The 26983-nt window shown below is 65.8% G+C and carries 29 protein-coding genes; 14 read left to right on the plus strand and 15 right to left on the minus strand.

The window, feature by feature from the left end; translation table 11 throughout:
- Positions 1-94: 94 nt before the first annotated feature.
- The gene (locus NDI85_RS01145) at positions 95-2917 is read right to left on the minus strand and encodes an AAA domain-containing protein (protein WP_310914683.1); all 2823 of its coding nucleotides are present in this window, start codon (positions 2915-2917) and stop codon (positions 95-97) included.
- Between the two features lie 264 nt (positions 2918-3181).
- On the opposite strand from NDI85_RS01145, the gene NDI85_RS01150 reads away from it, so the two are divergent.
- The gene (locus NDI85_RS01150) at positions 3182-3355 is read left to right on the plus strand and encodes a hypothetical protein (protein ID WP_188995279.1); all 174 of its coding nucleotides are present in this window, start codon (positions 3182-3184) and stop codon (positions 3353-3355) included.
- A gap of 8 nt (positions 3356-3363) precedes the next feature.
- Here the strand turns inward: NDI85_RS01150 and NDI85_RS01155 are convergent, their stop codons facing one another.
- Positions 3364-3744 carry a DUF2237 family protein gene (locus NDI85_RS01155; protein WP_188995278.1) on the minus strand — a complete coding sequence of 127 codons (381 nt, stop codon included), beginning with the start codon at positions 3742-3744 and terminating at the stop codon, positions 3364-3366.
- Between the two features lie 119 nt (positions 3745-3863).
- On the opposite strand from NDI85_RS01155, the gene NDI85_RS01160 reads away from it, so the two are divergent.
- The gene (locus NDI85_RS01160) at positions 3864-4409 is read left to right on the plus strand and encodes a hypothetical protein (protein WP_188995276.1); all 546 of its coding nucleotides are present in this window, start codon (positions 3864-3866) and stop codon (positions 4407-4409) included.
- Positions 4410-4449: 40 nt separating this feature from the next.
- Entirely contained in the window at positions 4450-4788 is a 339-nt protein-coding gene (locus tag NDI85_RS01165; RefSeq protein WP_188995274.1) for a hypothetical protein, read from the plus strand.
- A gap of 5 nt (positions 4789-4793) precedes the next feature.
- Here NDI85_RS01165 and NDI85_RS01170 read toward each other — a convergent pair whose 3' ends face one another.
- From NDI85_RS01170 to NDI85_RS01180, 3 genes are all read right to left on the minus strand, one after another.
- Positions 4794-5888: a GNAT family N-acetyltransferase gene (locus NDI85_RS01170; RefSeq protein ID WP_310914684.1), complete on the minus strand. Its 1095-nt coding sequence runs from the start codon at positions 5886-5888 to the stop codon at positions 4794-4796.
- Positions 5889-5990: 102 nt separating this feature from the next.
- A complete protein-coding gene (locus tag NDI85_RS01175) occupies positions 5991-6941 on the minus strand; it encodes a zinc-dependent metalloprotease (RefSeq protein ID WP_188995270.1) in 951 nt (316 codons plus the stop codon).
- A gap of 61 nt (positions 6942-7002) precedes the next feature.
- On the minus strand, positions 7003-7254 hold the full coding sequence (locus NDI85_RS01180; RefSeq protein ID WP_188995269.1) for a hypothetical protein: 252 nt from the start codon (positions 7252-7254) through the stop codon (positions 7003-7005).
- Positions 7255-7331: 77 nt separating this feature from the next.
- Between NDI85_RS01180 and NDI85_RS01185 the strand changes: the two genes are divergently transcribed.
- The 5 genes from NDI85_RS01185 (at position 7332) to purF (ending at position 11677) form a co-directional block, all read left to right on the plus strand.
- Positions 7332-8390 carry a M20/M25/M40 family metallo-hydrolase gene (locus NDI85_RS01185; protein ID WP_310914685.1) on the plus strand — a complete coding sequence of 353 codons (1059 nt, stop codon included), beginning with the start codon at positions 7332-7334 and terminating at the stop codon, positions 8388-8390.
- Positions 8391-8619: 229 nt separating this feature from the next.
- A complete protein-coding gene (locus NDI85_RS01190) occupies positions 8620-9771 on the plus strand; it encodes an AI-2E family transporter (protein WP_310914686.1) in 1152 nt (383 codons plus the stop codon).
- Between the two features lie 98 nt (positions 9772-9869).
- A complete protein-coding gene (locus NDI85_RS01195) occupies positions 9870-10052 on the plus strand; it encodes an LSM domain-containing protein (RefSeq protein ID WP_166970488.1) in 183 nt (60 codons plus the stop codon).
- A complete protein-coding gene (locus tag NDI85_RS01200) occupies positions 10049-10222 on the plus strand; it encodes a 50S ribosomal protein L37e (protein WP_004517916.1) in 174 nt (57 codons plus the stop codon). Before NDI85_RS01195 ends, NDI85_RS01200 begins: the two co-directional genes overlap by 4 nt.
- Positions 10223-10234: 12 nt before the next feature.
- Positions 10235-11677, plus strand: coding sequence for an amidophosphoribosyltransferase (purF, locus tag NDI85_RS01205; protein ID WP_188995249.1), 1443 nt, complete (start codon positions 10235-10237; stop codon positions 11675-11677).
- Between the two features lie 114 nt (positions 11678-11791).
- Here purF and NDI85_RS01210 read toward each other — a convergent pair whose 3' ends face one another.
- Entirely contained in the window at positions 11792-12349 is a 558-nt protein-coding gene (locus tag NDI85_RS01210; protein WP_310914687.1) for a DUF420 domain-containing protein, read from the minus strand.
- Between the two features lie 222 nt (positions 12350-12571).
- On the opposite strand from NDI85_RS01210, the gene NDI85_RS01215 reads away from it, so the two are divergent.
- Complete coding sequence (locus NDI85_RS01215) at positions 12572-13492, plus strand: hypothetical protein (protein ID WP_188995245.1); 921 nt, start codon at positions 12572-12574, stop codon at positions 13490-13492.
- A 1-nt stretch (position 13493) separates the two neighbouring features.
- Here NDI85_RS01215 and coxB read toward each other — a convergent pair whose 3' ends face one another.
- Positions 13494-14267 (minus strand): cytochrome c oxidase subunit II, encoded by a 774-nt coding sequence (gene coxB, locus NDI85_RS01220; protein WP_188995243.1) that lies wholly within the window; start codon positions 14265-14267, stop codon positions 13494-13496.
- Between the two features lie 168 nt (positions 14268-14435).
- On the opposite strand from coxB, the gene NDI85_RS01225 reads away from it, so the two are divergent.
- On the plus strand, positions 14436-16709 hold the full coding sequence (locus tag NDI85_RS01225) for a DUF6789 family protein (RefSeq protein WP_188995241.1): 2274 nt from the start codon (positions 14436-14438) through the stop codon (positions 16707-16709).
- A 3-nt stretch (positions 16710-16712) separates the two neighbouring features.
- A complete protein-coding gene (locus NDI85_RS01230) occupies positions 16713-17225 on the plus strand; it encodes a hypothetical protein (RefSeq protein WP_188995239.1) in 513 nt (170 codons plus the stop codon).
- Here NDI85_RS01230 and NDI85_RS01235 read toward each other — a convergent pair.
- The 3 genes from NDI85_RS01235 to NDI85_RS01245 form a co-directional block, all read right to left on the minus strand.
- On the minus strand, positions 17222-18055 hold the full coding sequence (locus NDI85_RS01235) for a heme-copper oxidase subunit III (RefSeq protein WP_310914688.1): 834 nt from the start codon (positions 18053-18055) through the stop codon (positions 17222-17224). The genes NDI85_RS01230 and NDI85_RS01235 overlap by 4 nt on opposite strands.
- 96 nt (positions 18056-18151) lie before the next feature.
- Positions 18152-20419, minus strand: a complete 2268-nt coding sequence (locus tag NDI85_RS01240; protein ID WP_310914689.1) for a CDC48 family AAA ATPase — start codon at positions 20417-20419, stop codon at positions 18152-18154.
- On the minus strand, positions 20419-20667 hold the full coding sequence (locus tag NDI85_RS01245; RefSeq protein WP_188995233.1) for a hypothetical protein: 249 nt from the start codon (positions 20665-20667) through the stop codon (positions 20419-20421). Before NDI85_RS01245 ends, NDI85_RS01240 begins: the two co-directional genes overlap by 1 nt.
- A 149-nt stretch (positions 20668-20816) precedes the next feature.
- On the opposite strand from NDI85_RS01245, the gene NDI85_RS01250 reads away from it, so the two are divergent.
- On the plus strand, positions 20817-21623 hold the full coding sequence (locus tag NDI85_RS01250; RefSeq protein WP_310914690.1) for an alpha/beta hydrolase: 807 nt from the start codon (positions 20817-20819) through the stop codon (positions 21621-21623).
- On the opposite strand, the gene NDI85_RS01255 is transcribed toward NDI85_RS01250, so the two are convergent.
- Together NDI85_RS01255 and NDI85_RS01260 are read right to left on the minus strand one after the other, a co-directional pair.
- Positions 21608-22294: a protein sorting system archaetidylserine synthase gene (locus NDI85_RS01255; RefSeq protein WP_188995229.1), complete on the minus strand. Its 687-nt coding sequence runs from the start codon at positions 22292-22294 to the stop codon at positions 21608-21610. The genes NDI85_RS01250 and NDI85_RS01255 overlap by 16 nt on opposite strands.
- Positions 22295-22340: 46 nt before the next feature.
- On the minus strand, positions 22341-23015 hold the full coding sequence (locus NDI85_RS01260) for a hypothetical protein (RefSeq protein WP_310914691.1): 675 nt from the start codon (positions 23013-23015) through the stop codon (positions 22341-22343).
- A 155-nt stretch (positions 23016-23170) separates the two neighbouring features.
- Between NDI85_RS01260 and NDI85_RS01265 the strand changes: the two genes are divergently transcribed.
- Positions 23171-23710: a hypothetical protein gene (locus NDI85_RS01265; RefSeq protein ID WP_188995225.1), complete on the plus strand. Its 540-nt coding sequence runs from the start codon at positions 23171-23173 to the stop codon at positions 23708-23710.
- Between the two features lie 362 nt (positions 23711-24072).
- Here NDI85_RS01265 and NDI85_RS01270 read toward each other — a convergent pair whose 3' ends face one another.
- Both NDI85_RS01270 and NDI85_RS01275 read right to left on the minus strand, forming a co-directional pair.
- The gene (locus NDI85_RS01270) at positions 24073-24420 is read right to left on the minus strand and encodes a co-chaperone YbbN (RefSeq protein WP_188995223.1); all 348 of its coding nucleotides are present in this window, start codon (positions 24418-24420) and stop codon (positions 24073-24075) included.
- A gap of 67 nt (positions 24421-24487) precedes the next feature.
- Entirely contained in the window at positions 24488-24919 is a 432-nt protein-coding gene (locus tag NDI85_RS01275; RefSeq protein WP_188995221.1) for an SRPBCC domain-containing protein, read from the minus strand.
- 215 nt (positions 24920-25134) lie between these two features.
- On the opposite strand from NDI85_RS01275, the gene NDI85_RS01280 reads away from it, so the two are divergent.
- Complete coding sequence (locus NDI85_RS01280) at positions 25135-25446, plus strand: PRC-barrel domain-containing protein (protein WP_166970453.1); 312 nt, start codon at positions 25135-25137, stop codon at positions 25444-25446.
- On the opposite strand, the gene NDI85_RS01285 is transcribed toward NDI85_RS01280, so the two are convergent.
- Positions 25443-26903 (minus strand): DHH family phosphoesterase, encoded by a 1461-nt coding sequence (locus NDI85_RS01285; RefSeq protein ID WP_188995219.1) that lies wholly within the window; start codon positions 26901-26903, stop codon positions 25443-25445. The two genes, NDI85_RS01280 and NDI85_RS01285, sit on opposite strands and share 4 nt — an antisense overlap.
- Positions 26904-26983: the final 80 nt, after the last annotated feature.

A 26983-nucleotide genomic window follows, 5' to 3' on the forward strand; every position in this document is an offset into this window, starting at 1 on the left:
CCGCCAGCGGGAAGCCACAGTCGGGGCAGTCCGTCATACGTTATATTCACGGCCGACGGGGTTTAAAACACGGCGCTACCTATGCAAGGTCGCACTAGCTCTCCGCCCACTCGACGAGTCGCCCGTACACCTCGTCCGTCCCGAGAGCGTCGGCGTCGCCCACGAGCACGAGGGCCTTTTTCGCCCGCGTCATCGCGACGTTGATGCGTCGGTAGTCCTCGAATATCGGCCCCTCCAGCGTCTCCGTCGCGACGAAGGAGACGACGATGACCTCTTTGCTCGACCCCTGGAAGCGGTCGACGGTGTCGACGGCCACGTCGGGCAGTCGGCGGTCGAGTTCGGCGACCTGCGCCCGGAACGGCGCGATGACGCCGACGTCCGCTGCAGGGACGCCGGCCTCGCGATACGCCGCTACCACCTCGGCGACGGCGTCGGCCTCGACGGGGTTGGTGTTACCCGTCTGGGTCCCGCCGGGATCGACGAACGAGACTCTGTCTCGGAGGTGCTCGGGCAGGGCGTCCATCGAGACGCCCGGGAGGTCGTCGATTCGCTGGCCCGCGACCTCGCCGGTCGCCGGGCGCAACTGGCCGTCGTAGAACTCTCTAGAGGCGAAGGCCTGAATGTGCTGGGCCATCCGGTACTGCCGGTCCAGCATCACCCCGGCGTCGGGATGCGTCTCGATGAGGCGCTGGAACAGCGACGTCGAGAGGGTGGCGTCCTCGGACTGGACGACGGGCGGGAGTTGCTGGTGGTCCCCGACGAGGGCGAACCGGTCGGCGAGCGTCGTCGCCGCCAGCGTCCCGGGTTCGGTCAACTGGCCGGCCTCGTCGACGACGGCCACGTCGAACGACTGGCTCTGCATGGCCGTCCCACCGCAGGTGGCCGTCGTCGCCGCGACCACCTGCGCGTTCTGGAGTGTCGCCGCACACTCACCCGGGTCGCCGGACTGCTCTAGCCGGTAGTTCTGCATGTCCTCGCGCACGCCGCTCTCGGTACCGACGCGGACGATATCGGTGAATCCCTGCTCTTCGAGTGCCTCGATGGCGTTGTCGACGGCGCGGTTGGTAAAGGCCGACAGCAGGACCCGGTCGCCACGGTCGACCAGTGCCCGGACCATCCGCGCGAGCGTGTAGGTCTTCCCGGTTCCCGGCGGGCCGTGGACCAGCGCGAAGTCCTCGGCACCGACCGCCAACTGGACGGCCTCGTTCTGGGCCTCGTTGTTGTCGATGAACGTCTCCGCGACCGTCTCGAACTCGGGGTCCCGTCGTCCGAACAGCACGTCCTTCTGCTCGGGCGGTTGCGTGAGCAGGGCGTCGTGGAGTGCGTTCTGGAGGCGGTCGGTGGTCAGTTCCGAAGGGTAGATGTCGAGACGGCGCAGGTCCAGCGGTTCGTCGGCGGTGACGACTATCTCCTCGCCGCTGCTCACGGTTTCCCCGTTCGCGTCTTCCGAGGCGGTTCGCGCCTCGCCAATCCGTTCGACCCGCGCCAGTTCCGCGTCCCCGGTCACCGGGTCGCCGTCGCTGGCCATCACGAGGTCGCCTTCCCGAATCTTCGAGACGGCCCCGGTACCCCTCGCTCGGAGTTCCCAGCGACCGCTGTCGAGTTCCGTCCGTCCCACCGGTTCGAGGTCGACGAGCGCCCGGTCGTCAGCGGCGCGTTCCTCGGCGGTCTGCTCCCAGAGTTTCGCGTACTCGCGGTGGACCGCCCGTCGCTCGGCCTCGATGGCCGTATAGAACCGCTCGAAGTAGTCCCGCTCTGCTTCGGGGATGGCGACGCCGACCTGTCCGGCCTTCGATTCTTGGTCGAGACGGCCGGAGACGGCCATACAGGTGTCCTGCTCGAAGCAGTACTCGCACTTGGCGTTGGCCTCGTAGCCCGTCGGCACGCCGGTGTCGTGTTCCATCGCCGCGATGGCGTTGCGGGTCCGAATCACGTAGTTCAGCAGACCTGACCCGATGGAGAACTCCTTGGCCGGCGAGAGGTCGCCGCTCTCCTCGCTCCGGTCGACGGCGGCGTTTTTCGTATACAGCAGCGTCCCGGTGTCGGGGGCGGCTTCGATAGGCGTCGTCGTCCCGCCGTCACCGGCCATCACGGCGCTCGCGTCCAGCGAGTTCGCCGCCCGTTCGCCGAGCATCAGCGCGTACGCCGTCGCCTGAATCTTGTCCTGAAAGCGCGGCTCTCGCTTCGTGTTCTTCCCGGTCTTGAGTTCGACCGGCATCCCGCGGCGGACGGCGTCGGCCCGCCCTTTCATCCCGTAGCGCTCGGAGATGAGCGTCATCTCGGAGCGCCACTCGCTCTCCGCGGGACTGAAGTCCCGCTCAGAGCTGTCAGCGGCTGTCGCCGCGCTGTCCTCGTCCGTCAGCGTCCCTTGCTGGAGCCATCCTTCGATGGCCTTCGCGTGGTCGCGCACGTCGCCGGCCACCTCGTCGGCCTCTCGGCCGAGCAAGCCGATGTCCAGCCCGGCGGCTTCGATTTGGTCGTCGATGGCCGCCTCGACGTCCCGGCCCCGGAGGAGGTCACCGAACACCTCGTGGACGACGGTCCCTTTCACGAGCGGATACGCGAGGTCGGCCCCGTCCAGTTTTCGGAGGTAGTACATCCGTGGACACTGCACCCAGGCCCGGACGTCCGTCACGTCGACGAGGAAGTCCGGTTCGACGACGACGGTGGCGTCGCTCCCGACGGAGTACTGCGTCTCGCCCTGATACTGCCGTTCGTCGGGGTCGTAGACGGCCAGTTCCATCCCCGGTTCGAGGACGTCGGCCGTCTCGGTCCACTTCCCCCAGAGCGTGACCGTCGTCGGGACGCCGGCCCCGCGGTCCGGGCGGAGCGTCACCTCACAGAGGTCGCTCTCGCCGTACTGCGTGTTCACGGTCTTCGGGTCGCTCACCTCGACGACGGGGCCGCGAAGTTGCACGGCCTGAGTCAGGGCGGGGCCCGGAAAAACGCTGTCGGTCACTCCGCTTTGCGACGACGGCGACCCGAGCGCTGACTCGTGGGTGTCGGGCACGGTCCCCGCCGTCTCTCAGCCGAACCGACGATACTGTCGTGCAGAGTGAATTTTTCATTCTGACGTAGATGACGGCAAGAAGTGGGCACTATCTGCGACAGCTCCACTCGAATGTCTTCTTATCAATGTAGTTTCGCTACATTCATTTATTCGGAGAGGGAACGATCAGATATGAGCGCAGAAACCGAGTCGGTCGAGAGTCGTCCGGTCGATACGCCACAGGTCGTCGCCGCCGTCGACGAGACGGACGGCCAGCGTCGCCTCGTCGTCGCCGACGTCACGACCGACGAGGCGTGGCTGTCGGTTCCGACGAGCGCCGCCGCGTCGCTCTCCGAGTGGCGATAGCTCGCGTTTCAGACCTCCGTCTCGTTCTCGTGACTGTAACGCCGCAGCGTCTCCAGTGAGACGTCTTCGAGGACGTCTTCGCTCGTGGCCGCCAGCACGACCGGCGGCGCGTAGCCGTCCTCGTGGGCCTCGATCCAGCGCGGGACGCAGACACACCATCGGTCGCCCGGTTCGAGGCCCGGGAAGTTCAGTTCGGGGCGCGGCGTGACGAGGTCGTTGCCGGCCGCCTTGCTGTACTCCAGAAACGCCTCGGTCATCACCGCACAGATCTCGTGTCGACCGGGGTCACGTTGCAGCGGGTAGCAGTAGCCGTCCCGCATGAACCCGGTCACCGGGTCCTGCGAACAGCTCTCGAGGTCGCCACCGAGGACGTTCGACTCGCTCTCCATACTGCTAGCTCCGGGTGTTTGCGTAAAGGGGTTCGGCTCTCTCCCGTCGGGTCGTGACCGGCGGCGTATCGCGGAGACCGATGCCTTCATTCTGACGCGGGACCAACCACCGACCGACAATGCGCGTTCGTGACTGGCAGGACATCATCGAGGACGTGATGGACAGCAACGCCGACCCCGGCGGGTGGCGCGCCGTCGGCGGCGACCGCGCGAACGGTATCGGCGAGGACCTGTACATCGGCCACCCCTCCTCCGGGGTCTACCAGCTAAAGACGTACGCGAAGAACCCCTTCGAGGTGCAGGGCGTCGGGACGCGGGTAGCCCGCCGTATCGACGAGGACATCGACCCCCTCTTCCCCGAGGACGGGACCGGGCTGTTCGGCGTCCAGCAAGCCCCCGAGGACGAGGACGACGCCGAGGAGAAGGCGAAGAACCTCGAAACCGTCCTCGAGACGCACGCCGACGCGCCGACGACGCCGCGCGCCATGCTCGAAGACGTCCTCGACGCCGTCGACTCGCCGGCCTACGGCCCGATGGAGTTCGACCAGTACGACCGCCCGGAGCGGATGGACTCGCTGACCGATACCTTCGAGGAGGCCGAGGAACTGCTCGATACGGAGTTCGAGGACGTCATCGAGGAAGACGTCGAACGAGGATTCTACTGATGACACACCGAGACGAAAGCGACAGGAAACGGGGCCGCTGATGGTCGGTCCTTCGATTACCAGAACGGACCGCGAGAAGTTCCTCAAGCGACTGAAAATCGGCTTCGCGGTGCTGGTGGGCGGGTCGATGGCGCTGGTCACGCTCTGGGGTGGTGCGGAACTGCCGCTCGTCGTCGGCGTCGCTGTCGGCACGACCGCCGTCGGGCGCCTCCTCGCGGAGTTCACGTTCCCCGACAGCATCGCCGAGACTCCCTACGAGGATACGACCGACCGCGGGCCGAAACCCGGTGTCCGAACACAGCGACGGCGCTCCGAATCGGACGAAGACGGCCTCACGCGGGCGACGGACGGCGACGGACGGCGCTCGAATCGCGAGTAGCGACGTCATCCCACGTGTTTGAGGTACAGTGAACGACCGGCGGCGAAGACATCCCAGACGGGACTGACGCCGCGTTCCCAGACGAGCGTCGGAATCGCCTGTCCGCCGAACCCCTCCTTGTACCGGAACACGCCGTTCTCGTAGTCTGGTTTCGTCGTCCCGAGGTCGTAGGTGTCGTACCCGTTCGCGATGCCCCATCGGATGACGTAATCGTAGAGGCGCTCGGACGTGTGGTGCTCGAAGTACCGTTCCGGAACGGCAGAGAGGTAGCCGTGGACCGACGACTGTTCCTCGTCCACTATCTCCAGCAGTCCGCCCGCGTACTTCCCGTCGACGCGTGCGGTCACGAGGAGCAACCGGTCGTCCATGTCCAGCAACTCCTCGAAGAACCGGAACGGGAACGGGTCAGTGCCGATACGAGCCATCACCTGCTCGTAGGTCCGGTAGTATCGCTCGAGCGTGTCCCACGTCACCGGTTCTTCGACGATCTCCAGTCGGTCTGTTTCGCGTCCCCGTTCGATGCCCCGGCGTCGTGACCGACTCATCCCAGCGAGGACGTCGTCGTACCCCCGTGTGAGGTGCACCAAGAACCGACAGCGTCGCCGGTTTGGGACGTAGTCGTGGGCCTGCAACGCCGTGTTGTACCGGACGTAACTTGGGTCCAGCGCCCGTATCTCGTGGACGATGGTGCGGGGCGACAGCATGTCGGGTACCGCGTCGAGCAGTTCCGCGAGTACGGCGTCCGTATCCGTGGTCATCACCGGCCCGCCGAACCCGGGGTCGACGGAGGTCAGCCGCCGGAACGGGGCCCGGTCCGCCCCGTCGAGGGGCGCGACGAAGTTCGGAAAGAGGCCGACGAGGTTGTCGTCTTTCCTGACGACGAGGTGTCGGGGCGTGCGGTCGAGGCCGGCCTCGACGGCGTCGAGCCACTCGTAGCGGTGGAAGACGCTGCCGCGACTCGCGTGTTCGACGACGTGGTTCCACTCGTCGCGACACACTTCGCGAACCGACTCGACGATGTCGACCTCCAGCCGAGACTGACCGCTCGCCACCGGGGTGTCCCCAGCGATTCCGGACGCGAGACGACTGACGAGGTGCATCCGGGCCTCGCTTACTCGAAGTGGTGACTATGTAATGGTGGGATTTCGGGCGGTAAGCCGTGGTATCGCGGTGGGACTCTCGCTCGTCAGCCTGTGGGACGCTTACGGGTCGACGCGCTCTATCCACAGCGACGGGGTCGCTATCTCGTCGTCGGTCGGGAGCGTCTCCGGGGAGTCCCACACCCGGCCGGTGGCCGCGACGCCTCGGGCGTCGGCCACGGCCTCGAAGAACGCCTTCCCGCGTTCGTACTGCTGTCGTTTCATGCCGAGGCCCAGCACCCGCCGGACGAGTTCGGCGACCGGGCCACGACCCTGTCGTCGCTCGTCGACCTTCCGCCGCAGGTCGTCGTACTCGTCGTCGAAGGCCCGGTCCATCAGCAACTCCGCGTACCCCTCGACGGCGGTCATCGTCGTGTCGAGTTCGCCCAGCGAATCGCGGTCCAGATTGCCGTCCGTGAGGCGGTCGATGGCCTCCTCCATCGTCTCCTCCATGTGGTCGGAGAGCCACGGCGCGGCCCCGAACTCGGCGGCGTGTGTCACCTCGTGGAACGCTATCCAGCGGCGGAACCGGTCGTGGTCCACGTCGAGTTGGTCGGCGACCTTCCGGATGTTCGGCCGGACGAAGTACAGGGCGTGGTCGTCGCCGTCGGCGAGCAAGAGGGGGTCGTACTGCCCGAGGACGTTGTTTCCGAGAAAGGAGAGCGCGAACGCCATCGACCCGGTGTTGACCACGCGGGCGACGCCGGGGATGAACTCCGCCTGCTGTTCGATAGGCGCCATCACTCGTTCGAAGGTGGCGACGTTGGCGTCTATCCAGTGGTGTCGGTGCTGAATCTCGACTGTTTCGGGGAGGTCGAAGTCGAGTTGCCCGACTTCCCGGACGCGATCCCGGGCGTCCCGGACGTCCGTCGCGTACCCCTGTCGCTCCGTGGCGGATACGTCGAGGTCGCCGGGATCCGTCGCCGACTTCGCGGCCTCGGCGACGGCGGTCCAGTCTATCGGACCGTCGCCAGAAGCGCCGGCGACGGCGCGAACGCTATGATATAATCCCATACCCGAAGGAGGGGACGGGGCGGCATAGTCCTTCTCCCCACCTGCGGGGGTGTCCTCGACCCTATTCGTCGTCCATATCGACGGACGGCAGGTCCTCGTCGTCGCTCCCGCCGAGCAGTTTCTTGCCGGCCACGGCCACGCCGACGAGGGCGAGGAGGACGACCAGTGCGAGTACCCCGCCCCGACCACCGGAGTCGCTCGCCTCGCTTTCGTCGGCGGCCGTCTCGGCAGTCTCGCCGTTTCCGACGCCGGGTGCGTTCGCAGTGAACTCGGCGCCGTCCAGATGCAGTTCGAGGAGGGTGAATTTCGCCATGCTGATACTTCGCCGGCCCGGCTCTTATCGGTTGTGGCGGCCCCGTAATTCTTCACAGATGGCGGCATAGGCCGGGTATGGACGACCGACGACGGACCTTCCTCGAATCGCTACTGACCACACCGGCCCCATCCGGCTACGAAGCCGACAGTCAGCGGGTGTGGGTAGAGTACGTGCGCGAGTTCGTCGACGAGGTACGCACCGACGACTACGGGAACGCCGTCGCCACCCTCTACGGCAACGACACGTCGGTCGCGCTGGCGGGTCACGGCGACGAGATCGGGTTCATCGTCCGCGACGTGACCGACGACGGGTTCCTCCGCATCGAGCGCATCGGCGGCTCCGACAAGACGGTCTCTCGCGGGCAACACGTCACGGTCCACACCGCCGACGGGCCACTGTCCGGCGTCGTGGGGCAGACGGCTATCCACCTCCGAGACCCCGACGACGAGAGCGTCCCCGAGGTGGCAGAGCAGCACGTCGACGTGGGTGCCGAGGACGGCGACGAACTCGAAGAACTGGTCGACCGCGGGGATCCGGTGACGTTTCAGCAGACCCTCAGCGAACTCGAAAACGGTCGGCTGGCCGCCCGCGGGATGGACAACCGAATCGGAATCTGGGCCGCCGCGGAGGGCCTGCGCCGGGCCGCGGAGCGCGGCGTCGACGCCACCGTGCACGCCGTCTCGACGGTACAGGAGGAGGTCGGGCTACAGGGCGCGAAGATGGTCGGCTTCGACCTCGACCCGGACGCCGTCCTCGCCGTCGACGTTACCCACGCGACGGACGCCCCGGACTCGCCCGGGAAGCGCTCGAACGGCATCGAACTCGGCGGCGGGCCGGTCGTCGCTCGCGGGAGCGCCAACCACCCCGTCGTCGTCGAGGCGCTTCGCGAGGCCGGTGCCGACGAGGAGGTAGCCGTCCAGTTGCAGGCCGCGGGCATCAGGACGGGCACGGACGCCGACGCGTTCTTCACCGCCCGGGGCGGTATCCCGGCGGCCAACGTCGGCCTGCCGAACCGATACATGCACACGCCCGTCGAAGTCATCGACCCCGAGGACTTAGACGGCGTCGCGGACCTGCTCGCCGGATTCGCGGTCCGCGCCGACGACCACGCACCGTTCAGCGTCGAGGTCTGATACTGCCGGCTGTACCAGTTCGAACGGATTCGCCACTCCGGGTGACGACCATCGTCACGAACGTACAGCCGACAGTATAACCGACCCTTACCCCGGTGACAGACCGGTACCCGGGCTATAACGAACCGCTGGCATCGGCGATATCGACGTATGACCGGCGCCGCTTCCTGTCGCCCCGTCCGTTCGCCAGCGACGCGTCTCCCGACGGCGAGGAGGTCCGAACCATAGCATGGACGTGCCGCTCTCGCGGAGCCGGGCGGCGTGGTGGGTCGCCGGGTTCGTCGCGGCCGCCGTCGTGGCGTGGGTGCTCGCAAGTTACGTCGGCACGTTCGTCCTCGGCGTGTTCCTCTACTACGTGGCACGGCCGGCCTACCGACGCTTGCAGCCACGACTCCGTTCCACGGTCGCCGCGGCGACGGCCCTCTGTGTGCTCGCCGTGCCAGTGGTTCTCCTCGTGGGCTACACGCTCGCCGTCGCCGCACAGGAACTTGGCCGTCTCGCACAGACGGTCGATCTGGGACCGCTAGCTGACCGTATCGACCCCTATCTTGACGTTTCGGCGGTCGTACAGGACCCGGAGATGTTGCTCCGGAACCCGGACGTGATCGACGCCGGACAGTTGCTCGCCGAGGGCGTACTGGCGTACCTCCCGCTGGTCGGGACGGCGCTCGTCAACCTGTTTCTGGCGCTCGCCGTCGCGTTCTACCTCCTCCGTGACGGGCCGCGGCTCGGCCGGTGGCTTCGGGGTACGTTCGGGAACGGCACAGGCACCTTCGACGCGTACGTCCGCGCCGTCGACGAAGACCTCGGGAGCGTCTACTTCGGGAACATCCTCAACGCGTTCGTCGTCGCCATCGTCGCCGTCGTCGTCTACACGGTGCTGAACGCCTTCGCGCCGGCGACCGGCATCCCGTACCCGGCGCTCGTAGGCGTCCTCGCCGGCGCTGCGAGTCTGATCCCGGTCGTCGGCATGAAACTCGTGTACGCCCCCGTCGCCGTCGGTCTGTTCGCGCGCGCCGTCGTCGCGGACGAACCGCTCTGGTTCCCGACGGCGTTTGTCGTCCTGACCGTCGTGCTCGTCGATATCGTCCCGGACCTCCTCCTCCGACCGTACGTCTCGGGCCGGAACCTCCACGTCGGACTCGTGATGATCGCTTACATCCTCGGCCCACTGCTCTTTGGATGGTACGGTCTCTTCCTCGGTCCGCTGGTGCTCGTCTTGGTCTTTCACTTCGCCCGTCTGGTGCTGCCGACACTCGTCGCCGGCGAGCGGACGGCGACGACGTCGGCGGTCCCGGGCGACCGACCCGACCACGAACCCGTCGAGGCGGACACGGCCGGGGAACCCCCGAACGACTCGCCGGAAAGTGACCTCGCGTAGACAGGTCTGTCCGCTATCGCGCGCTTCTGTCTAGCACGTGTCCCGTTTGAGGCCGCGCAAGCGGTACGTTTAAGCGGCAGTCACTATCCCAACCGAACATGAGTGGACGACCGCTTGACGTTCTCGAAGCCTCGCTCGGCGAGGAGGTCACTGTACAACTCAAGGGCGGCGAGATATTCGAGGGGACGCTGACTGGGTACGACCAGCACATGAACCTCGTCATCGAAGACGAAGACACAACGATTATACGCGGGGATAACGTCGTCTCGATTAACCCATGACTGGTGCAGGAACCCCGAGCCAGGGTAAGAAGAACACCACGACACACACGAAGTGTCGTCGGTGTGGCGAGAAGTCGTATCACACCAAGAAGAAGGTCTGTTCGTCGTGCGGATTCGGTAAATCCGCCAAGCGACGAGACTACGAGTGGCAGTCGAAAGCCGGCGAATAACCCTCAACTACAATGCACGAGAAGTGCGGCGTCGTCGGCATCTCTCTCGAGGACCGTGACGCCGCCCGCCCCCTCTACTACTCCCTGTACGCCCTCCAGCACCGCGGCCAGGAGTCGGCCGGCATCGTCACCCACGACGGCTTCCAGCAACACAGCCACGTCGAGATGGGACTCGTCGGCGACGCCTTCGGCCCCGGAGACCTCGAATCGCTCAACGGGTCGAACGGTATCGGTCACGTTCGCTACCCGACGGCAGGCAGCGTCAACACCTGCTGTGCCCAACCGTTCTCCGTCTCGTTCAAGTCCGGGTCGCTGGGCCTCTCTCACAACGGGAACCTCGTCAACGCCGACGAGATAGGCGACGAACTGGCCGACCTCGGCCACGCCTTCACGAGCGACGGCGACACCGAGGTCATCGCCCACGACCTCGCGCGCAACCTCTTAGAGGAGGACCTCGTCCGCGCGGTCAAGCGGACGATGGAGCGCATTCACGGGTCGTACTCGCTGACCATCATGCACGACGAGACGGTACTCGGCGTCCGTGACCCGCAGGGCAACCGACCGCTCTGTATCGGTGAACTGGACGATGGGTACGTCCTCACCTCGGAGTCGGCAGCTATCGACACGCTGGACGGGGAACTCATCCGGGACGTCGAGCCGGGCGAACTGGTCGTCCTCCACCCCGACGGCACCGGCTACGACACCTACCAACTCGTCGAACAGGCGAACACGGCCCACTGCTTCTTCGAACACGTCTACTTCGCGCGCCCGGACTCGACCATCGACGGCAGTCTGGTGTACGAAGTCCGGCGTGAACTGGGCCGCAAACTCTGGAAAGAGTCCGGCGTCGAATCCGACGTCGTCCTCCCGGTACCCGACTCCGGGCGTGCGTTCGCCTCCGGGTACGCCGAGGCCGCACAGGACGCCGGTTCGGACATCGAGTTCGCCGAGGGCCTGATGAAGAACCGCTACGTCGGCCGCACGTTCATCATGCCGACACAGGACGAGCGAGAGCGGGCCGTCCGCCTGAAACTCAACCCCATCAAGTCGACCATCGAGGGCAAGAAGGTCACCATCATCGACGACTCCATCGTCCGTGGGACCACCTCGACCCAACTTATCCAGTTGCTGAAAGACGCCGGCGCCGAGGAGGTCAACGTCCGCATCGGCGCGCCGGCCATCGTCGCGCCGTGTTACATGGGCATCGACATGGCCTCCCGCGAGGAACTCATCGCCGGCGATCAGTCCGTCGAGGAGATCTGCGACGAAATCGAAGCCGACTCTCTGTCGTATCTCTCTATCGACGCTATCGCCGAGACCCTGCAGACGAGCAAAGCCGACCTCTGTCTGGGCTGTGTGACCGGCGAGTACCCCTACGACATCGAGGGCGAAGAGACCGACCGAGAGGTCACTCGTCCCGAAATCGGCGAAGAACCGACGGTCGCGGACGACTGACGAAGAAAGCGGCCGGCGCCCCGGTCTCCGGTTTTGCGAACGGTGAGTGCGATACTGCTCGGGCGGCGTCCCGAGCGGTAACGCGTCGTTCGCTAGCTATCGACGAGTGTTCACTCACCACACGAGATACAGCATCGCGTAGACGACGATACCGAGCGAGAAGGAGACGAGCCACAGTCCCGCGGCCAGTTTGCCGGCCCGCGGGTGGTTCGTCCGGCCGAGTTCCGACACCGGATAGCTCGCGGCCAGCAGGAGGACGTAGTAGACGGCCGGGATAGCGACGATGGCGAGCAGGATGTGGATAGCCAGCACCGGGAAGTAGACGTACGACTCGACGACGGCCGGGCCAGTGAAGTCCGTCGGCCCCTCCAGCGTAATCCGGTACAGATAGAGGACGAGGAACGTGACGAACAGCCCGAACGTCGAGAGCATCAGCCGGCGGTGTCGACGGACCCGTCCGTTCCGAATCGCACTGATACCCGCGAGGATGGTGACGATGGCCGTCGCACTCACGGCCGCGTTGACGTGGGGGATGGCTGCGAGGACCGCGTCGGGCGCGCGCGGGAGGACCGTCTGCGGAATCGCGCCGAGGACCGCACCGAACACGAGGGCCAGCGAGACGACGGTCAACAGCCCGGTCAATGCAGGGACACGCTCACGAACAGCTATCATGTGACGACGTAGGTGGCTCGCGATAATGTGGGTTGTGACACGTCTCGGGGCTGGGTACGCGGGTGCCTTGCTGGCGGTCTTACAGGTACCTTACGACGCGAGAGCCCGGAGATGCCGTTCACCACGGCACGGAATTGCCTTCGAGAGAATGTACGCCGATAAGTTCGGCTTAGGTGATGTTTTCTGTGATTTACAATGCTCCGCCTGTGCGGAGTTCGCCGTGTGCCATCACCACTCAAATGGGCCTACTACCAGTACGTCGGGGCCGCCATGTCGGTCCTGTCCCGATATCCCGTCGGGACGAACGTCTACGAACGGGACTGGGACGCGCTCGTCATCCTCGATACGTGCCGGGTAGACGCGCTCCGTGAGGTGGCCCCGGAGTACGACTTCGTCGAGGACGTCGACGCCATCTGGTCGGTGGGGTCGGCCTCTGCGGAGTGGATCGCCCAGACGTTCACCGAGCGCTACCGTTCGGACGTCGAGCAGACGGCGCTCGTCTCGGCGAACGCGTTCACCGAACGCGTCCTGCGGAACCGGGAGTTCCCCGAGACCGGCCGTGGCATCTCGTTTACGAACTGGCAGACGCTACGTCCGGAGGACTTCGACTACGTCGACCAGCCCTGGAAGTACGCCGACCCGCCGCCGGTCGGACTGACGCTCCCCCGACCGGTGACGGAACGCGCCATCAGTGTCGGACGAGAGCGAGACCCTGAGCGCCTCGTCGTCCACTACGAACAGCCACACCACCCGTTCACCGCACGGGCCATCGCGGAGGGTCGCGAGACGCTCGAACCGTGGGAGGGCGAACCATTCGAGTACCTCAAGAACGGCGGCGACTACGAGAGGGTCTGGGACGCGTACCTCGACAACCTCCGCTGGGTGCTCGACGAGGTCGAACTGCTGCTAGAGAACCTAGACGCCAACCGGGTGGTGCTGAGCGCCGACCACGGCAACGCCTACGGCGAGTGGGGGATGTACATGCACCGCTATGCCGTGCCCGTCCCGGAAGTCAGGCGCGTGCCGTGGGCGGAGACGACGGCCGTAGACGAGCGGACGTTCGAACCGACGCTTGTACCGCCGGAACGCGAAGCCGAGACGGACACCGACGAACACCTCCGACAACTGGGCTATCTGCAGTGACTCAGGGGCGGGCGGCGACGCGTGCGGTCTGGGTATCCGTGCCGCTCACCGACGCCGTGGCGTTGCCAGAGCGACGGTCGGCCACCCACTCGTCGTACTCGGACTGGTTCAACACGAGGACGGTGGCGTGCATCCGGCTGTGACCGGAACCGCACAGTTCGGCGCAGTAGAGCCGGTAGGCTCCGGTCCGTGTCGCGTTCGTCCGCGCGACCGTCGCCTGTCCGGGGAAGACGTCCTGTTTGATGCCGAGGTCCGGGACGTAAAACGAGTGGATGACGTCGGCCGACCTGAGCGTGAACCGCACGTCCGTGTCTTTCGGGATGACGAGACGGGACTGCGTGGTGACGTTCGAGTCGGGGTAGTGAAACTCCCACCCCCACTGGTAGGCGAGTACTTCTACTTCCATGTCGTTCTGGAGTTCGCCGCCCGGTTCGGTCGGACCGGCGGCCGCGGGCGTGATGTAGGGGTTCGACAGCACGAAGAACGCGGAGAGACCGACGAAGACGAGAATCGCACCCGTCGCCGCCGTCCACGTTATCTCCAGTGCGGGGTCGTCGATGGTCGGCTTCGGGGTGTCGTTGTTCCGGAACCGGTAGATAGCGTACACGAGCGTCAGTTCGACGAACAGCGTCAGCGGTAACGCGACGTACAGCAGTTGCTCGTTCAAGTCGTCGATAGCCGCCCGGTTTAGCGACTGTGCGGCCGCGGGGGCCGTAAACAGGAGGGCGCCGGCGACGAGGACACAGAGCCACGTCGCCACGCGACTGAGACGCATTAGCAAGTCCTTCCGGCGGGCGTCACAAATAGCTTGGCCAGCGGGGTATCGGGTCCGTCGGCTACCCCGTCGTCGGGTAGTTTTATCAGCGTGGGACTGGCAGTGTGTGTCAATGTCGCGCTGGACTGTTCGCCCCCCGACTGCCGGCGGCTTCTCGGACGGACGAGGATGAACCGGGCCGTCGTCGAGGGGTCCGCCCTCGCGGTTCTCGCACTGGGGATACTGACACTCTGGTTCAAGGCTCGCCACAGCGCACGCCCAGAGAGCGACGGCGGGTACACCACGCGCGAGGAGATACAGTTCGAGATCGGCCGTCTCCGGTCACAGATGTATCGCTGGCTGACCACGACGAACCACCGAGACATCGGCCTCCTCTACATCGCCTTTGGCACCGTCGCGGGCCTGTGGGGCGGGGTCGACGCGATGATGCTGCGGACCGAACTGCTCACCCCGCCCGCGGACATCTGGTCGCCCGAGACGTACAACGCGCTGTTTACGACGCACGGCCTGACGATGCTGATATTCTTCGTCCTGCCGGTGTTCTTCGGGATCGGGAACTACGTCCTCCCGCTGCTCATCGGCGCCGACGACATGGCGTTCCCGCGCGTAAACGCCATCGGGTTCTGGCTGTTACCGCCGGCTCTCTTGCTGGTGCGGATGGGGCTACTCGTGCAGGTCGGCGGGCAGTTTCTCAGTCTGTTCCTCCCCGATGACGCTATCGCCTTCTTCCTTACGGTCCGCGAGGTGAGCGTCGGGTGGACGCTGTATGCCCCGCTGTCGGTCCAGCAACCGAACCCGCAGATAGACCTGCTGTTGCTCGGCCTCCACCTCTCGGGTATCGCGACGACGGTGGGCGCCATCAACTTCATCTCTACTATCGTCTACGAACGGGCCGACGACGTGACGTGGGCGAATCTGGACATCTTCTCGTGGAATATGCTCGTGACCAGCGGCCTCGCCCTGTTTGCGTTCCCACTCCTCGGGAGCGCGCTGGTGATGCTCCTGCTGGACCGGAACCTCGGGACGGCGTTCTTCGCGACGGAAGGCGGCGGCCCCATCCTCTGGCAACACCTGTTCTGGTTCTGGGGCCATCCAGAGGTGTACATCCTCTTTCTCCCGGCCTCTGGGTTGATGAGTACGCTCCTCCCGAAGTTCGTCGGCCGGAAACTGTTCGGCTACAAGTTCGTCGTCTACTCGACGCTGGGACTCGGGGTCCTCTCCTTTGGCGTCTGGGCACACCACATGTTCGTCTCGGGCGTCGACCCGCGACTCAAGGCGTCGTTCATGGCTATCTCCATCGCTATCGCCGTTCCCAGCGCCATCAAGGTGTTCAACTGGATCACCACGATGTGGGACGGTGAGATAGCACTGACGGCCCCGTTCATCCTCTGTGCGGGCGGCATCTCGACGTTCATCGTCGGCGGGGTCACCGGCGTCTTCCTCGCAGTCGTCCCCATCGACGTCCTGTATCACGGCACCTACTACGTCGTCGGCCACTTCCACCTCATCGTCGTCGGCATCATCCCCTTCCTGATGATCGCGGCGAGTTACTACTGGTACCCCCTCATCACCGGCCGGTGGTACGATACGCGTCTCGCGAAGTTCCAGGCGACACTCCTCGTCTTTGGCGCGTTCGTGACGTTCATGACGCTGCTGGTCATCGGCGGACTGGGCCTGCCCCGTCGGCAGGCGATCTATCCGCCGGAGTACCAACTCGCCCAGCAGATAGCGACCGTCGGTGCCTACGTCGTCGGCCTCAGCGCGCTCATGTGGCTCTACAACATGCTGGTGTCCTATTGGCAGGGGGACGTGGTCCAGACGACGGACCCGTGGGAACTGAAAGCCACCAACCAGTTCACGCGCGAGTGGCAGTGGTTCGAGGAGCGCATGGTCGAGAAGTACGACCTCGAACCGGCCCAGCCGACGACCACGCGGCGCTCGTACGCGCCGGAGATGGAACCGCTCGGCCTCCTCGGCGGGGTCGGGACCGTCGCCGAGAACGTCTACCGGAACGCGTCGATGGCGGCCGCCGGTGGCTTCGTCGGCACCGTGCTGATGACCGGCGGTATCGGCACCGCCATCGTCGTCGACGTCCTCGACCCCGTCTCCTTCGGTGAGATCGCCGAACTCGTCGGCCTGCCGGCGGACCCGGCGCTGGGGGCGGCGCTGTTCCTCGTCGGCGGCACCGTGACGTGGCCGCTGCTGTTTCTCGCGTTCCAGGAGTACCTCCCCGGGCGACTGCTGTTCGAGACGGGGTTGGTGTTCGCGACGCTCATCTCGACCGGGTTCGCCATCGCCTTCTATACGGGCCAGCGGGGACTGGCGCTCGTCGGCTATCTGGGCTTCGTCCTCGTCGCACACTGGGCCTACGGGCTGGGACTGACCGTGACTTTCCAGTACCTCCGCTCGCGGCGACGTAAGTCGCGGGAGATGGAGGGCTGACCGATGAGCGACCAACCCGAGTCGGTGCTGTTTACCTACCTCGCGCCGTTCGTCGGCGTCCTGCTGGTCGCCGTCGGCATCGGCGCCGCCGTGCCGGGTGGCTACGCGCTCATCCAAGACGAGATCAGCACCTGCGGCGAACCCACGATAGCCGTCGAGGGGCCCGAGGCGACGGAGCGACGGTTCAACGAGACGACGCCGCAGGTGGCCCGGTTCGAGTTCGAGGAGCTCTCGACGGCCGAGCAGACGGCGTTTACCGAAGCCCTTTCGGACCCGCGGGGTGAGGCGCACGTCTCGGGTGACTTCCCGAACGCCGTCCAGTTCCGCAACGGGTCGATAGTCCGCTACGAGGGCCAGCGTCACTACGTCACCGTCGTCTCGGAGAACCCCTGTTTCGACGCCGCGCCGCTACAGTTCCCGCTCGGCGTGTTCGCCATCGCGTTCGGCGTCGTCGGGATACTGACGCCGCCGCTGTACCGAAAACTGGTCGCACTCGAAGCGTCCGCCGACAGTTAGACCGTCGATCCGACGTAGAGGACGAGAACGAGCACTATCCAGACGGCGTCGACGAAGTGCCAGTACAGCGAGGTCGTCCGGATGGCCGTGTCTCGGTCCGGTGTGTAGTGGCCGCGGAGCGACCGCCCGAACGCGATACCGATGAGGAGGACACCGAGTGCCACGTGGAGGCCGTGGAGGCCCGTCAGACCGTAGAAGGCGCTCCCCAGAATCCCACTGGAGAAGGTGAAGCTATCCTCGACGACGAGTTCGTAGTACTCGACGGCTTGCCCGACGAGGAAGACGACACCCAACAGCAGCGTCACGCCCAGCAACCCGAGGTAGCGCTGTCGGTTCCCTGCCTCGAGCGCCTCGTGTCCGTAGTGGAGCGTGACGCTACTGGCGACCAGCAACGCGGTGTTGACGAGGACGAGCGACCCCAGCAGCGGCGGGAGATGGTCGGGCGGCCACGCACCGACGCGGACGAACGCGTAGTAGACGAAGCCGGCCGAGAACGTCGCGACGTCGGAGGCGAGAAACAGCACCATCGTGGTGCTGTAGAGGGCCGACTCGCCGCCGCGCGACTGCCGATAGTCCGCGACGAACGCCTCGTTGGCCCATCCGGCGAGGCCGACCACGAGCCCTACGGCACCCACGGGGGCGAGTACCGTCGGGAGAACCGACGGTACGAGGTCCCCGCCGACGAAGAAGAGACCGGCACCGAGATACAACGTCGCTGCGCCGACGGCCGCGACCAGCGGCCAGCGACTCCGGTGCTCGTGTTCGTGACCGTCCTCGTCCTCGTACCCGTCGGGAGCGTGCTCGGACGCGACGTCTGTCGACCCGGCCATTGCCGGAAGTGCGGCCGCGGTCGTTAAAAAACTGGTCCGGCGGCGCCACTCATCGTGGCGGCAGGTACACGGAACGTGCGAAACTCGGGGGTCGGACTACTGGAACGTCCGGCCGACCTTTTCCTCTTCGAGGTCGGGTTCGGCGGTGTCGAAGCGCTTCTCGATTTCGGCGTAGCGCTCGCGCGTCTCGTCGGTGACGCTCGGACCCACCTCGTCGAGCGCGTGCTCGAAGTGGTCCATCGTCACGCGGACGTTCCCGACCGAGTCACCGATGTCCTCGGGGTCGACGCTGTTGATGAACTCCCGGGTCGCGGCCATCGACGCCTCGCGGCAGAGGGCCTCGATGTCGGCGCCCACGTAGCCCTCGGTCCGTCGGGCGAGACTGTCGAGGTCGACGCCGTCTGCGAGCGGTTTGTCGCGGGTGTGGACCGTGAAGATGGCCCGTCGGGCCTCTTCGTCGGGCACCGGCACGTGGACGTGTCGGTCCAGCCGACCGGGTCGCAACAGCGCGCTGTCGATGAGGTCCGGGCGGTGGGTCGTCGCGACGACCACGACGTCTTCCATGTCCTCGATACCGTCGAGTTCGGTCAGCAGTTGCGAGACGACCCGTTCCCCGACGCCGGAGTCGGTCTGTCCGCCACCGCGTTCGGTCGCGATGGAGTCGATTTCGTCGAAGAACACCACGGTCGGGGCGTTCTCACGGGCCTTGCTGAACACTTCGCGGACGCCCTTCTCGGACTCCCCGACGAACTTGTTCAGCAGTTCCGGGCCCTTCACCGAGATGAAGTTCGAGTCGGCCTCGTTGGCGACGGCCTTCGCCAGCAGCGTCTTCCCCGTGCCGGGCGGGCCGTAGAGCAGGACGCCCTTCGCGGCGTCTAGATCCATCGACTCGAACACCTCGCCGTACTCCAGCGGCCACTGGATGGTCTCCCGGAGTCGTTCTTTGGTGTCTTCGAGGCCACCGACCGAGTCCCACGTGACTTCGGGCACCTCGACGAAGACTTCCCGTAGCGCCGAGGGCTCGATGCCCTTCATCGCGTCCTTGACGTCGTCGTCGCTGATCTCCAACTTCTCCAGGACCTCGGCGTCGATCTCCTCGGATTCGAGGTCGAGTTCCGGGCGGATGCGCCGGAGCGCGTTCATCGCGCTCTCTTTCGTCAGCGAGGCGAGGTCGGCGCCGACGAACCCGTGGGTGTTCTCGGCGTAGCTGTCGAGGTCGATCTCCTCGGAGAGGGGCATCCCGCGGGTGTGGACCTGCAGGATCTCCTTGCGGCCCTCCTTGTCCGGGACACCGATTTCGATCTCGCGGTCGAAGCGGCCGCCACGGCGCAGGGCGGGGTCGATGGCGTCGACGCGGTTGGTCGCGCCGATGACGATGACCTGCCCGCGCTCTTCGAGGCCGTCCATCAGCGAGAGGAGTTGTGCGACGACGCGCCGTTCGACGTCGCCCTGCGTCTCGCCACGTTTGGGGGCGATGGAGTCGATTTCGTCGATGAAGACGATGGCGGGGGAGTTCTCCTCGGCCTCCTCGAAGACCTCACGGAGTTGCTCCTCGCTCTCGCCGTAGTACTTCGACATGATCTCCGGCCCGGAGATGGTCGTGAAGTACGCGTCTATCTCGTTGGCGACGGCCTTCGCCATCAGCGTCTTCCCGGTGCCCGGCGGGCCGTGCAGGAGGACGCCCTTCGGGGGTTCGATGCCCAACTGCTGGAACAGCTCGGGGTGGCGCATCGGGAGCTCTATCATCTCCCGGACCTGTTCGAGTTCGCTGTCGAGGCCGCCGATGTCCTCGTAGGTCACGTCGGGCGAGCCACGGTCGCCCGCTCCCTCTTCACCGCGAATCTGTTCGGCCGGCTTCTCGCTGACTTGAATCTCCGTGGAGTCGGTGACGACGACGGTTCCCGTGGGGTCGGTGTCGGCTATCTTCAGCGGAATCTTCTGGCCGGACATCGACGAGAGCGGCCCGAGACCGAAGCTCACGGGTACCGTCTGGCCCTGCGTGACGGCCTGTCCGCTGAGGTTGTTCCGAATCATCGGGCCGACGTTGCCTCGGACCCGGAGGTTCTGGGGAAGTGCGACCGTGACGTTGGTAGCGGGCTTGACGTCGGCCTTTTCGACGGTGACGCCGTCGTCGATACCGACGCCGGCCTCCTGGCGCAACTGCCCGTCGATGCGGACGATGCCCTGTGCCTCGTCCTCGGGGTAGCCCGGCCAGACGCGCGCGACGGCGCGGTTGCCCTGCTTACCTTCGAGGACGATGTAATCGCCGTTCTCGAGGTCCATCTCGTCCATCGCGGCTCTGTCGATGGCGGCGAGGCCACGTCCGGCGTCCTTCTGTTTGAGGGGTTTGACAGTGAGTTTCATCAGTTAGAGTCCTCCTCGTCTGACAGTTCGATAGTGAGGACCCCGTTGTTGATAAACGCTCGTCCGTCGGCGGCCTCCGGGACCTCCTGTTCGTACTGCTCGTCACCCGCGACGACGATGATCGTGCCGTCGACGACGTCGACGCTGGCATCGTCTAAGGCACCCACGTCCGCCGCGAGCACGACGCTGTCGTCGTACTCGAATCGGCGGAGCGGCGTCTCGTCGAACAACTGTTGTTCTGAACTCATCCTAACTACGAGTAAGTGAGACAAGTATTTATACCTTTCGCCAAAATGCGCCATACGGCGGCTACATCGAGAAAGTTGACTGTTTGCGGTTCACACCGTTTCGGTCGTCGTCGGATGGCTTTATTCTCCCGCCGCTCGTCCGTGCACGCATGGAAACAGTCGCCCACCACGGGCGGACAACGGCGTACCGAGTGAGCAGCGGCGACGGCGACGGGCCGGTCGCACTGTACGTTCACGGGAGCGGGGCGACCCATCGCGTGTGGGCGAACCAGTACGCGCCGAGTGGTCCCACACGGCCTGCGGCGGCCCTCGACTTGAGCGGCCACGGGGAATCCGACGATATCGACTCCCCGCCGGGACCCGAGACGCTCGCGGCCTACGCGGCCGACGTCGTCGCCGTCGCCCGCGCCGTCGACGCAGACGTCCTCGTCGGGAACTCACTCGGTGGCGCCGTCGCCCAGTGGGTCACGCTGGAGACGGACTGGCGACCCGAGGCGCTCGTGCTGGTGGGGACTGGCCCGACGCTCCCGGTGTTCGACGGGCTGAGGGACTGGTTGGAGACGGACTTCGACCGCGCGGTCGCGTTCCTGCACGGCCGTGACCGTCTCTTTCACGACGCCGACGAGGAACTGGCGGCCCGGTCCCGCGAGGAGATGCGCGAGACGGGACAGGCCGTCACCCGGCGGGACTTTCTGACCAGTCACCAGTTCGACGTGACCGGGCGCCTCGAAGAAATCGGGGTCCCGACGCTCGCCGTCTGTGGCGAACACGACACGCTCACGCCCCGGTCGTACCACGAGCGACTGGCCAGCGAGATACCTGCCGGCGAGTTCGCCGTGATCCCCGACGCCGCACACCTCGCGATGCTCGAACAGCCTGCCGTCTTCAACGAGACGGTGCAGGACTTTCTCGCTGCACGGCTGTCCGGGGGGGAGTCAGGTCAGTCGAGCCAGTAGTACCGCGGGCCCAGCGCGAAAAAGAGGAGCGCGATGGCGAGCATGAGTCTCGGCGCGGCCCGACCGAGGGCCGTCGGTGCGACGACGGAGCCAAACAGCACCACACCCATCGGTCCGACGGTCTTCACGCCCGGTTTAGGGTAATCGAACGGCGCGACCTGTGCGACGGCGAGGAGGGCCACGCCGGCGGCGACGACGACGGGGTCAGTGACGCCGGCCAGATACGCCGTCGCGAGGACGATTGCACCGAGCGAGTTGGGCATCCCCGGCCGCTCGTCGGGCGCGTCGAAGTACGTCGAGTAGAACGCGGTCCGGACCACCGAGAGGACGGCGTACAGCGACGCCACGAGGACGAGGCCGACGAAGACGAGGGGCGTTCCGGCCTCGATACCGCCGAAGGCGTCGGTCAGCAGGACGTAGACGAACAGACTCGGCGTGACACCGAAGGAGACCACGTCGGTTATCGAGTCGAGTAGCGGCCCGACCTCCGAACTGTCGCTACTGCGGGCGACGATGCCGTCTAAGGCGTCGACGATGACCGAGAGGAGGAGGAGGCGGGCGGCCAGATGGAGGTCGGCGAAGGCGACGGCCCCGGCGGCGAACCCGACGACGGCGTTGACGAGCGTGACGGCGTCGGCGACACTGAGTCGGCGATGCACCTCGAATCCCATGCCTGCCCGGTGGGCCACCGCCTACATGAAAGAGTCGAAACGGGCGTCACTCCTCGGGGAGGTCGTGCCCGAAGACGAAGCGGGCCGCGGTCGCGAGCGTCCCCGTGACGAGGAGGTACAGTTGCCAGCCACCGCGAGCGACCGGGAAGATCCGGTCGACGCCCTCCGGTTCGCGCTGGCCCGGCGTCGGGTCGACGCCGGTGTCCATCTGGACGGTGCTCGTGTTACCGATGGACCGGAGTGACGGACCGCCGCCCCCGTCGTTGGCACCTCCACCGGTGTTCCAGTCGACGAACGTCTGGACGATGCCCCGCTGACTCGACAGTTCGAGTTTCCCCCTGAAGACGTAGAACTCGTCGTGGATGGGCCACAGAAGGTTGGCGCCGCCGGTGACGGCGTCGAACAGCACGTGTCCGACCGCGTAGACGACGACGCAGAACCACGCGACCCGCACGCCGTAGGCGCCCCATCGACTGCGGACGTACGACTCCTCGCGGACGTAGCTGTCGATAGCTAGCACGCCCGCCAGTATCGCCGGGATGACGAGGTTCGTCGTCGCGGTCCGGTGGCCGAACTGCGAGAACAGCGCGACGAACGCGTCGACGTCGGGAATCGTGACGACGACGAGCGAGAGCAACAGCGAGCGTCTGTCGAAGGCCGCACCGAGTACGGTCGCCGCGAGTAGCCCTACAAACGCGTAGTGGACGACCAGGGATGGCATACGTTCACTCACGACACGATCGGGATGAGTGTTGCGGTGAGTCGTGCAGAACGTATTTATACGACCATGCAGATTTGAGTTGCAAGGTGGGGTTGAATGTGTTCGAGCGTGGTGCTGGGGGACGTGCCAGTACCAGATGAAAGCGGGAGACATCAGTGAGCAGCAACAGGGACACCACCGGTGTCCGCGAGTTACGACTCGATCCGGGGGCACAGGCGCTCCTGTCGCTCGATACGATGCAGTCCCCCTTCAGGGAACTGCCGCCGAGTGCCTACGCGAACCTCCTCGTGGTGTCTTCGACGGCACCGGACGACGTCGCCAGCGTCCTCGACGACGCCGGTGCGGACCTGAGTCGTGTCGGACAGATTCCGATAACGGGGTCGGAAGTGGACTACGACGGGCCGATGTTGACCAGTGCCCCGGTAGTCCCGGACGACTTGACGGGACTCAGTATGCGACTCTCGCGCGTGGTGAACTCACTCGGGGCCGGCCGCGGGTGGCTAGTGTTCGACAACCTGAACGTATTCCTGCTGTACGCGAGGGAGGACCGCGTGCTTCGATTCTTCGACCACGTGGCTACACTCGCGCGCAACCACGAGATTTACGGCGTCTATACGCTCGTCAGGGACGCTATCGACGACCAGACGTACGAACGGCTTCGCCGTTCGTTCGACGTCGAAGTCGACCGTCGGTGAACTCGCCGCCCGTCACGGGCGCTTCTGTCCCGGACTGGACAGAGGCGCTGCTCTGTCCGACCAGTAGCGCGGCAGGAACCGATGCGAGACCTCCCGTGACGACCGGGGCCCGGTACGCGACGCCGGTGTCGAAGAGTAACCCGGCGACGAACTCGGACGCACCGAAATACCCGCGTACACTGGGCGTATCGGGGCGACGATGCCCCAGCACAACAGGTCTCCCACGACGGGAGCGGCCGCGAGGTCAGTCGGTTACTCGATGTCCGCCGTCTCCGGCACGACAACCACGTCTCAGGTGGCCGTGGTTCCCGGAGTCCCCCTCACGAGTCCGGAACTGAAACCGCGGTATGGGCGTGCTGACACTACCGGCGGTGTTCGTCGATGAGGGTTCTGAGCGTCGTCTCGTCTTCGAGACCGACCCGTCGCTCGACCGGATCACCGTCGGCAAGCAACAGCAGGGTCGGCACGCCGCGGACGCCGAACTCGCGAGCGAGCGCCGGTGCTTCGTCGACGTCGATTTTTGCGACGCCTGCCGACGTGTCCGCGGCGACGGTCTCTATCGCCGGTTCGAGTAGCCTGCAGGGACCACACCAGTCCGCGTAGAAGTCGACGAGGAGGACCGACGTGTCCGCCACCAGTTCGTCGAGGTGCGCCTCGCTCTCGACGTGTATCGGCGTGTCGGTGGACTCTGTCTCGCTCGCGTCCGCCATGCCGCGTGTTACGCAACCACGATGCTTAACCGCTCTGTCGGTGTGTCGGTGGCGTACACGACCGCACTCACCGCTCCGTGAGTTCGGTGGCACGTCGGCGCAACCCGACATTCATCTGCTCGAATCCGCGACGCATCCGGCGACCGAGGCGGTCGACGATGCGACCGGCGAACGGTCCGTCGATAGTCTCGTGTTGGACGAACCGGGTAGTCCCGTCGTTTTGCGGTACGAGCAGGAAACTGTGTTCGGCGTCGTACCCGAAGAGACGTGACCGCCAGCGTAGCTCACGTGCTGGCTCGATGACCGTAATCTCCGGGCTGAACGATACTGTCGGCAGTCCGGGCACCGAGAGTCGCGCCGCGACGGCCTCCCCGACGGCGAACTCGCCGTCGACCGACAGCAGCGTGTTCCACTGCGGGTAGGCGTCGACGTCGGTCAACACTCTCCAGACGACGCTCGGCGGCGCTGGGACGTCGATACTGGCGGATACCTCCGGCATCGTGGCTCCGTTAGGTTCGTCTCCTGAAAAGCGTCCCGAGTGTCTCCGCTTCGTCTGTCCGGCCGCTGTAGGCCCGTCCCAGAACCGATCACCTCTGAGAGCGGATACGGCGGCGTTCGACGCGTCGGGGACGTCACGGCCCGCGCCACCTCGGTCGCAGACGAGCGTCTGACGCGCAATGAAAGTTTAAGACCCGTCCGGCCCAGCAGGTGAGTATGGACCACAAGAGCGCTCCACAGGAGATTACGACGCTCGTCGGCAGAGAGGTGTACTCGAAGAACGGTGTGTTCGTCGGCGAGGTCGAGGACATCCGTCTGGACCTCGACCACGAGGCGGTCACGGGTCTCGCCCTCCACCAACTCAACAACGAACTGTTCGGTGCCGACGCACGCTCGTCTCGCGGCGCCATCGTCCCGTATCGCTGGGTACAGGCCGTCGGCGACGTCGTCATCGTCAACGACATCGTAGAGCGTCTGCGACAACCGGACGCCGAGGGGGACGAAGACGAAGAAGAGGTTCCCGCCTAGTTCCCGTTCGAGCTTTCGCCGCTCGAACTATCGACGCCCATCGCTTCGAACAGTTTTCGCTTGACGGCTTCTTCGGTCAGTTCCAGCAGGGTATCGCGGTTGTCGTCGCTCGTGTCCAGTCCGGTGAAGATACCGAGCGGAATCTCGACGCTCGCGTCCGTCGAGTGCCCGGCCGTCTCGCCCATGTCGCCGAAGGCGTCCGAGAGTACTTTCCCGATGTTCATCCGGATGTCCTTCGACCGAGCGGCGAGGTAGATGGTGTCGTCGGCGATGGCGAACACCGCCGTCGTCGTGATCCCTTCGAGGTTGAGGAGGTGCTGTGCGGCCTGTGAGAGGGCGTCCCGGTCGCGGATGAACCCCGCGTTCGAGACGAGGTGGCTCCCCTGTACTTCGCGGTTCCGGATGGCCTCGGCCAGCACGTCGAGCGTCTCCGGACTCATCGACGGCGACTCGACCTGTTCGAGCGTGTCGTGGTCCGCGAACGGGTAGAGGTACGCGGCAGCCGTCAGGTCGGCCGGCGTGGTGTCCCGTTTGAAGTCCAGCGTCTCGGCGCGGATGCCGTAGAGCAACGCCGTCGCGACGGTCTGATCGAGCGTGAGGTCCAGTTCCTGGATGTACTTCGTGAGGATGGTCGAGGTGGCCGAGACGTTCGGCCGGATGTCGGAGAACGCGGCGTCGTGCTCGTGGTCGTGTTCGTAGTGGTCGATGACGATGTCGACCGAATCGATGTCGGGTTCGCCGCCTTTCGCGACGTCGACCAGTGCGAACGTGTCGTAGTCCTCCAGCGAGACAGATCGTCTGGAATCGAGTTCGATGCCCAGCAGGTTCACGAACGCGCGGTTCTCCTGATGGCCGATCTCGCCTTCGTAGATGATGTCGGCCTCGACGTCACGGCTCGCGGCGATAGCGCGCAGTGCGGCCGCGGAGGCGATGGAGTCCGGGTCCGGCGAGCGGTGGATGAGAATCGCCATCCGGTCCTCGGTGGCGTCGATGACGTCGCTCAACTGCGAGGCTTTGTACTCCAACTCGCCCGTCTCAAGTGCCCGAAGCGCCGAGTCGGCGATGACCGCCGACGGGTTGATGACCACGTCGGCCCCGAGTTCGGTGAGTTCGTCCGCCGAGACGGGGTCGTCCGCCCGGGCGACGATGAACTGGTCGCCGTCCGCCGCTCGGATGTTCTTGACCGCCTCGGCGTTGGCGTTTACGTCCGGGGACATGATGAGAACGACGTCGCGCTCTCGGACCGTCTCGACGACGTGTTGCTCGGCGATGTCCGCCTGCTGGGCGTTGAGGTCCTGGTCTCGCAGAGCTTCGACGCGTCCCTCGTCGGCATCGAGGATGAGGACGTCTTTTCCCTCGTCGACGAGTTCCTCCGCCACGGCGTGGCCCACGCTTCCACACCCCAGAATGGCGTATGTAGACATTGAGGCCATCGTGATGCCGCTGGCTGCACTCATTGCGTGTGAGTGTGGACGGCACGTACTTATATCACACCGTCTCGGTGAGAGCGCTGGTCCGCGTCTCGGGTCTGGCGGCC

The sequence above is a fragment of the Haloarcula sp. S1AR25-4 genome (assembly GCF_031624555.1).
Lineage (GTDB): Archaea > Halobacteriota > Halobacteria > Halobacteriales > Haloarculaceae > Haloarcula > Haloarcula pellucida.

Bases quoted from the DNA above. Each gene is read 5' to 3' on its own strand.
- NDI85_RS01150 (WP_188995279.1), top strand. From the start codon at position 3,182: ATGAGCGCAGAAACCGAGTCGGTCGAGAGTCGTCCGGTCGATACGCCA.
- NDI85_RS01155 (WP_188995278.1), bottom strand. From the start codon at position 3,744: ATGGAGAGCGAGTCGAACGTCCTCGGTGGCGACCTCGAGAGCTGTTCG.
- NDI85_RS01160 (WP_188995276.1), top strand. From the start codon at position 3,864: ATGCGCGTTCGTGACTGGCAGGACATCATCGAGGACGTGATGGACAGC.
- NDI85_RS01165 (WP_188995274.1), top strand. From the start codon at position 4,450: ATGGTCGGTCCTTCGATTACCAGAACGGACCGCGAGAAGTTCCTCAAG.
- NDI85_RS01170 (WP_310914684.1), bottom strand. From the start codon at position 5,888: ATGCACCTCGTCAGTCGTCTCGCGTCCGGAATCGCTGGGGACACCCCG.
- NDI85_RS01175 (WP_188995270.1), bottom strand. From the start codon at position 6,941: ATGGGATTATATCATAGCGTTCGCGCCGTCGCCGGCGCTTCTGGCGAC.
- NDI85_RS01180 (WP_188995269.1), bottom strand. From the start codon at position 7,254: ATGGCGAAATTCACCCTCCTCGAACTGCATCTGGACGGCGCCGAGTTC.
- NDI85_RS01185 (WP_310914685.1), top strand. From the start codon at position 7,332: ATGGACGACCGACGACGGACCTTCCTCGAATCGCTACTGACCACACCG.
- NDI85_RS01190 (WP_310914686.1), top strand. From the start codon at position 8,620: ATGGACGTGCCGCTCTCGCGGAGCCGGGCGGCGTGGTGGGTCGCCGGG.
- NDI85_RS01195 (WP_166970488.1), top strand. From the start codon at position 9,870: ATGAGTGGACGACCGCTTGACGTTCTCGAAGCCTCGCTCGGCGAGGAG.
- NDI85_RS01200 (WP_004517916.1), top strand. From the start codon at position 10,049: ATGACTGGTGCAGGAACCCCGAGCCAGGGTAAGAAGAACACCACGACA.
- purF (WP_188995249.1), top strand. From the start codon at position 10,235: ATGCACGAGAAGTGCGGCGTCGTCGGCATCTCTCTCGAGGACCGTGAC.
- NDI85_RS01210 (WP_310914687.1), bottom strand. From the start codon at position 12,349: ATGATAGCTGTTCGTGAGCGTGTCCCTGCATTGACCGGGCTGTTGACC.
- coxB (WP_188995243.1), bottom strand. From the start codon at position 14,267: ATGCGTCTCAGTCGCGTGGCGACGTGGCTCTGTGTCCTCGTCGCCGGC.
- NDI85_RS01225 (WP_188995241.1), top strand. From the start codon at position 14,436: ATGAACCGGGCCGTCGTCGAGGGGTCCGCCCTCGCGGTTCTCGCACTG.
- NDI85_RS01230 (WP_188995239.1), top strand. From the start codon at position 16,713: ATGAGCGACCAACCCGAGTCGGTGCTGTTTACCTACCTCGCGCCGTTC.
- NDI85_RS01235 (WP_310914688.1), bottom strand. From the start codon at position 18,055: ATGGCCGGGTCGACAGACGTCGCGTCCGAGCACGCTCCCGACGGGTAC.
- NDI85_RS01240 (WP_310914689.1), bottom strand. From the start codon at position 20,419: ATGAAACTCACTGTCAAACCCCTCAAACAGAAGGACGCCGGACGTGGC.
- NDI85_RS01245 (WP_188995233.1), bottom strand. From the start codon at position 20,667: ATGAGTTCAGAACAACAGTTGTTCGACGAGACGCCGCTCCGCCGATTC.
- NDI85_RS01250 (WP_310914690.1), top strand. From the start codon at position 20,817: ATGGAAACAGTCGCCCACCACGGGCGGACAACGGCGTACCGAGTGAGC.
- NDI85_RS01255 (WP_188995229.1), bottom strand. From the start codon at position 22,294: ATGGGATTCGAGGTGCATCGCCGACTCAGTGTCGCCGACGCCGTCACG.
- NDI85_RS01260 (WP_310914691.1), bottom strand. From the start codon at position 23,015: ATGCCATCCCTGGTCGTCCACTACGCGTTTGTAGGGCTACTCGCGGCG.
- NDI85_RS01270 (WP_188995223.1), bottom strand. From the start codon at position 24,420: ATGGCGGACGCGAGCGAGACAGAGTCCACCGACACGCCGATACACGTC.
- NDI85_RS01275 (WP_188995221.1), bottom strand. From the start codon at position 24,919: ATGCCGGAGGTATCCGCCAGTATCGACGTCCCAGCGCCGCCGAGCGTC.
- NDI85_RS01280 (WP_166970453.1), top strand. From the start codon at position 25,135: ATGGACCACAAGAGCGCTCCACAGGAGATTACGACGCTCGTCGGCAGA.
- NDI85_RS01285 (WP_188995219.1), bottom strand. From the start codon at position 26,903: ATGAGTGCAGCCAGCGGCATCACGATGGCCTCAATGTCTACATACGCC.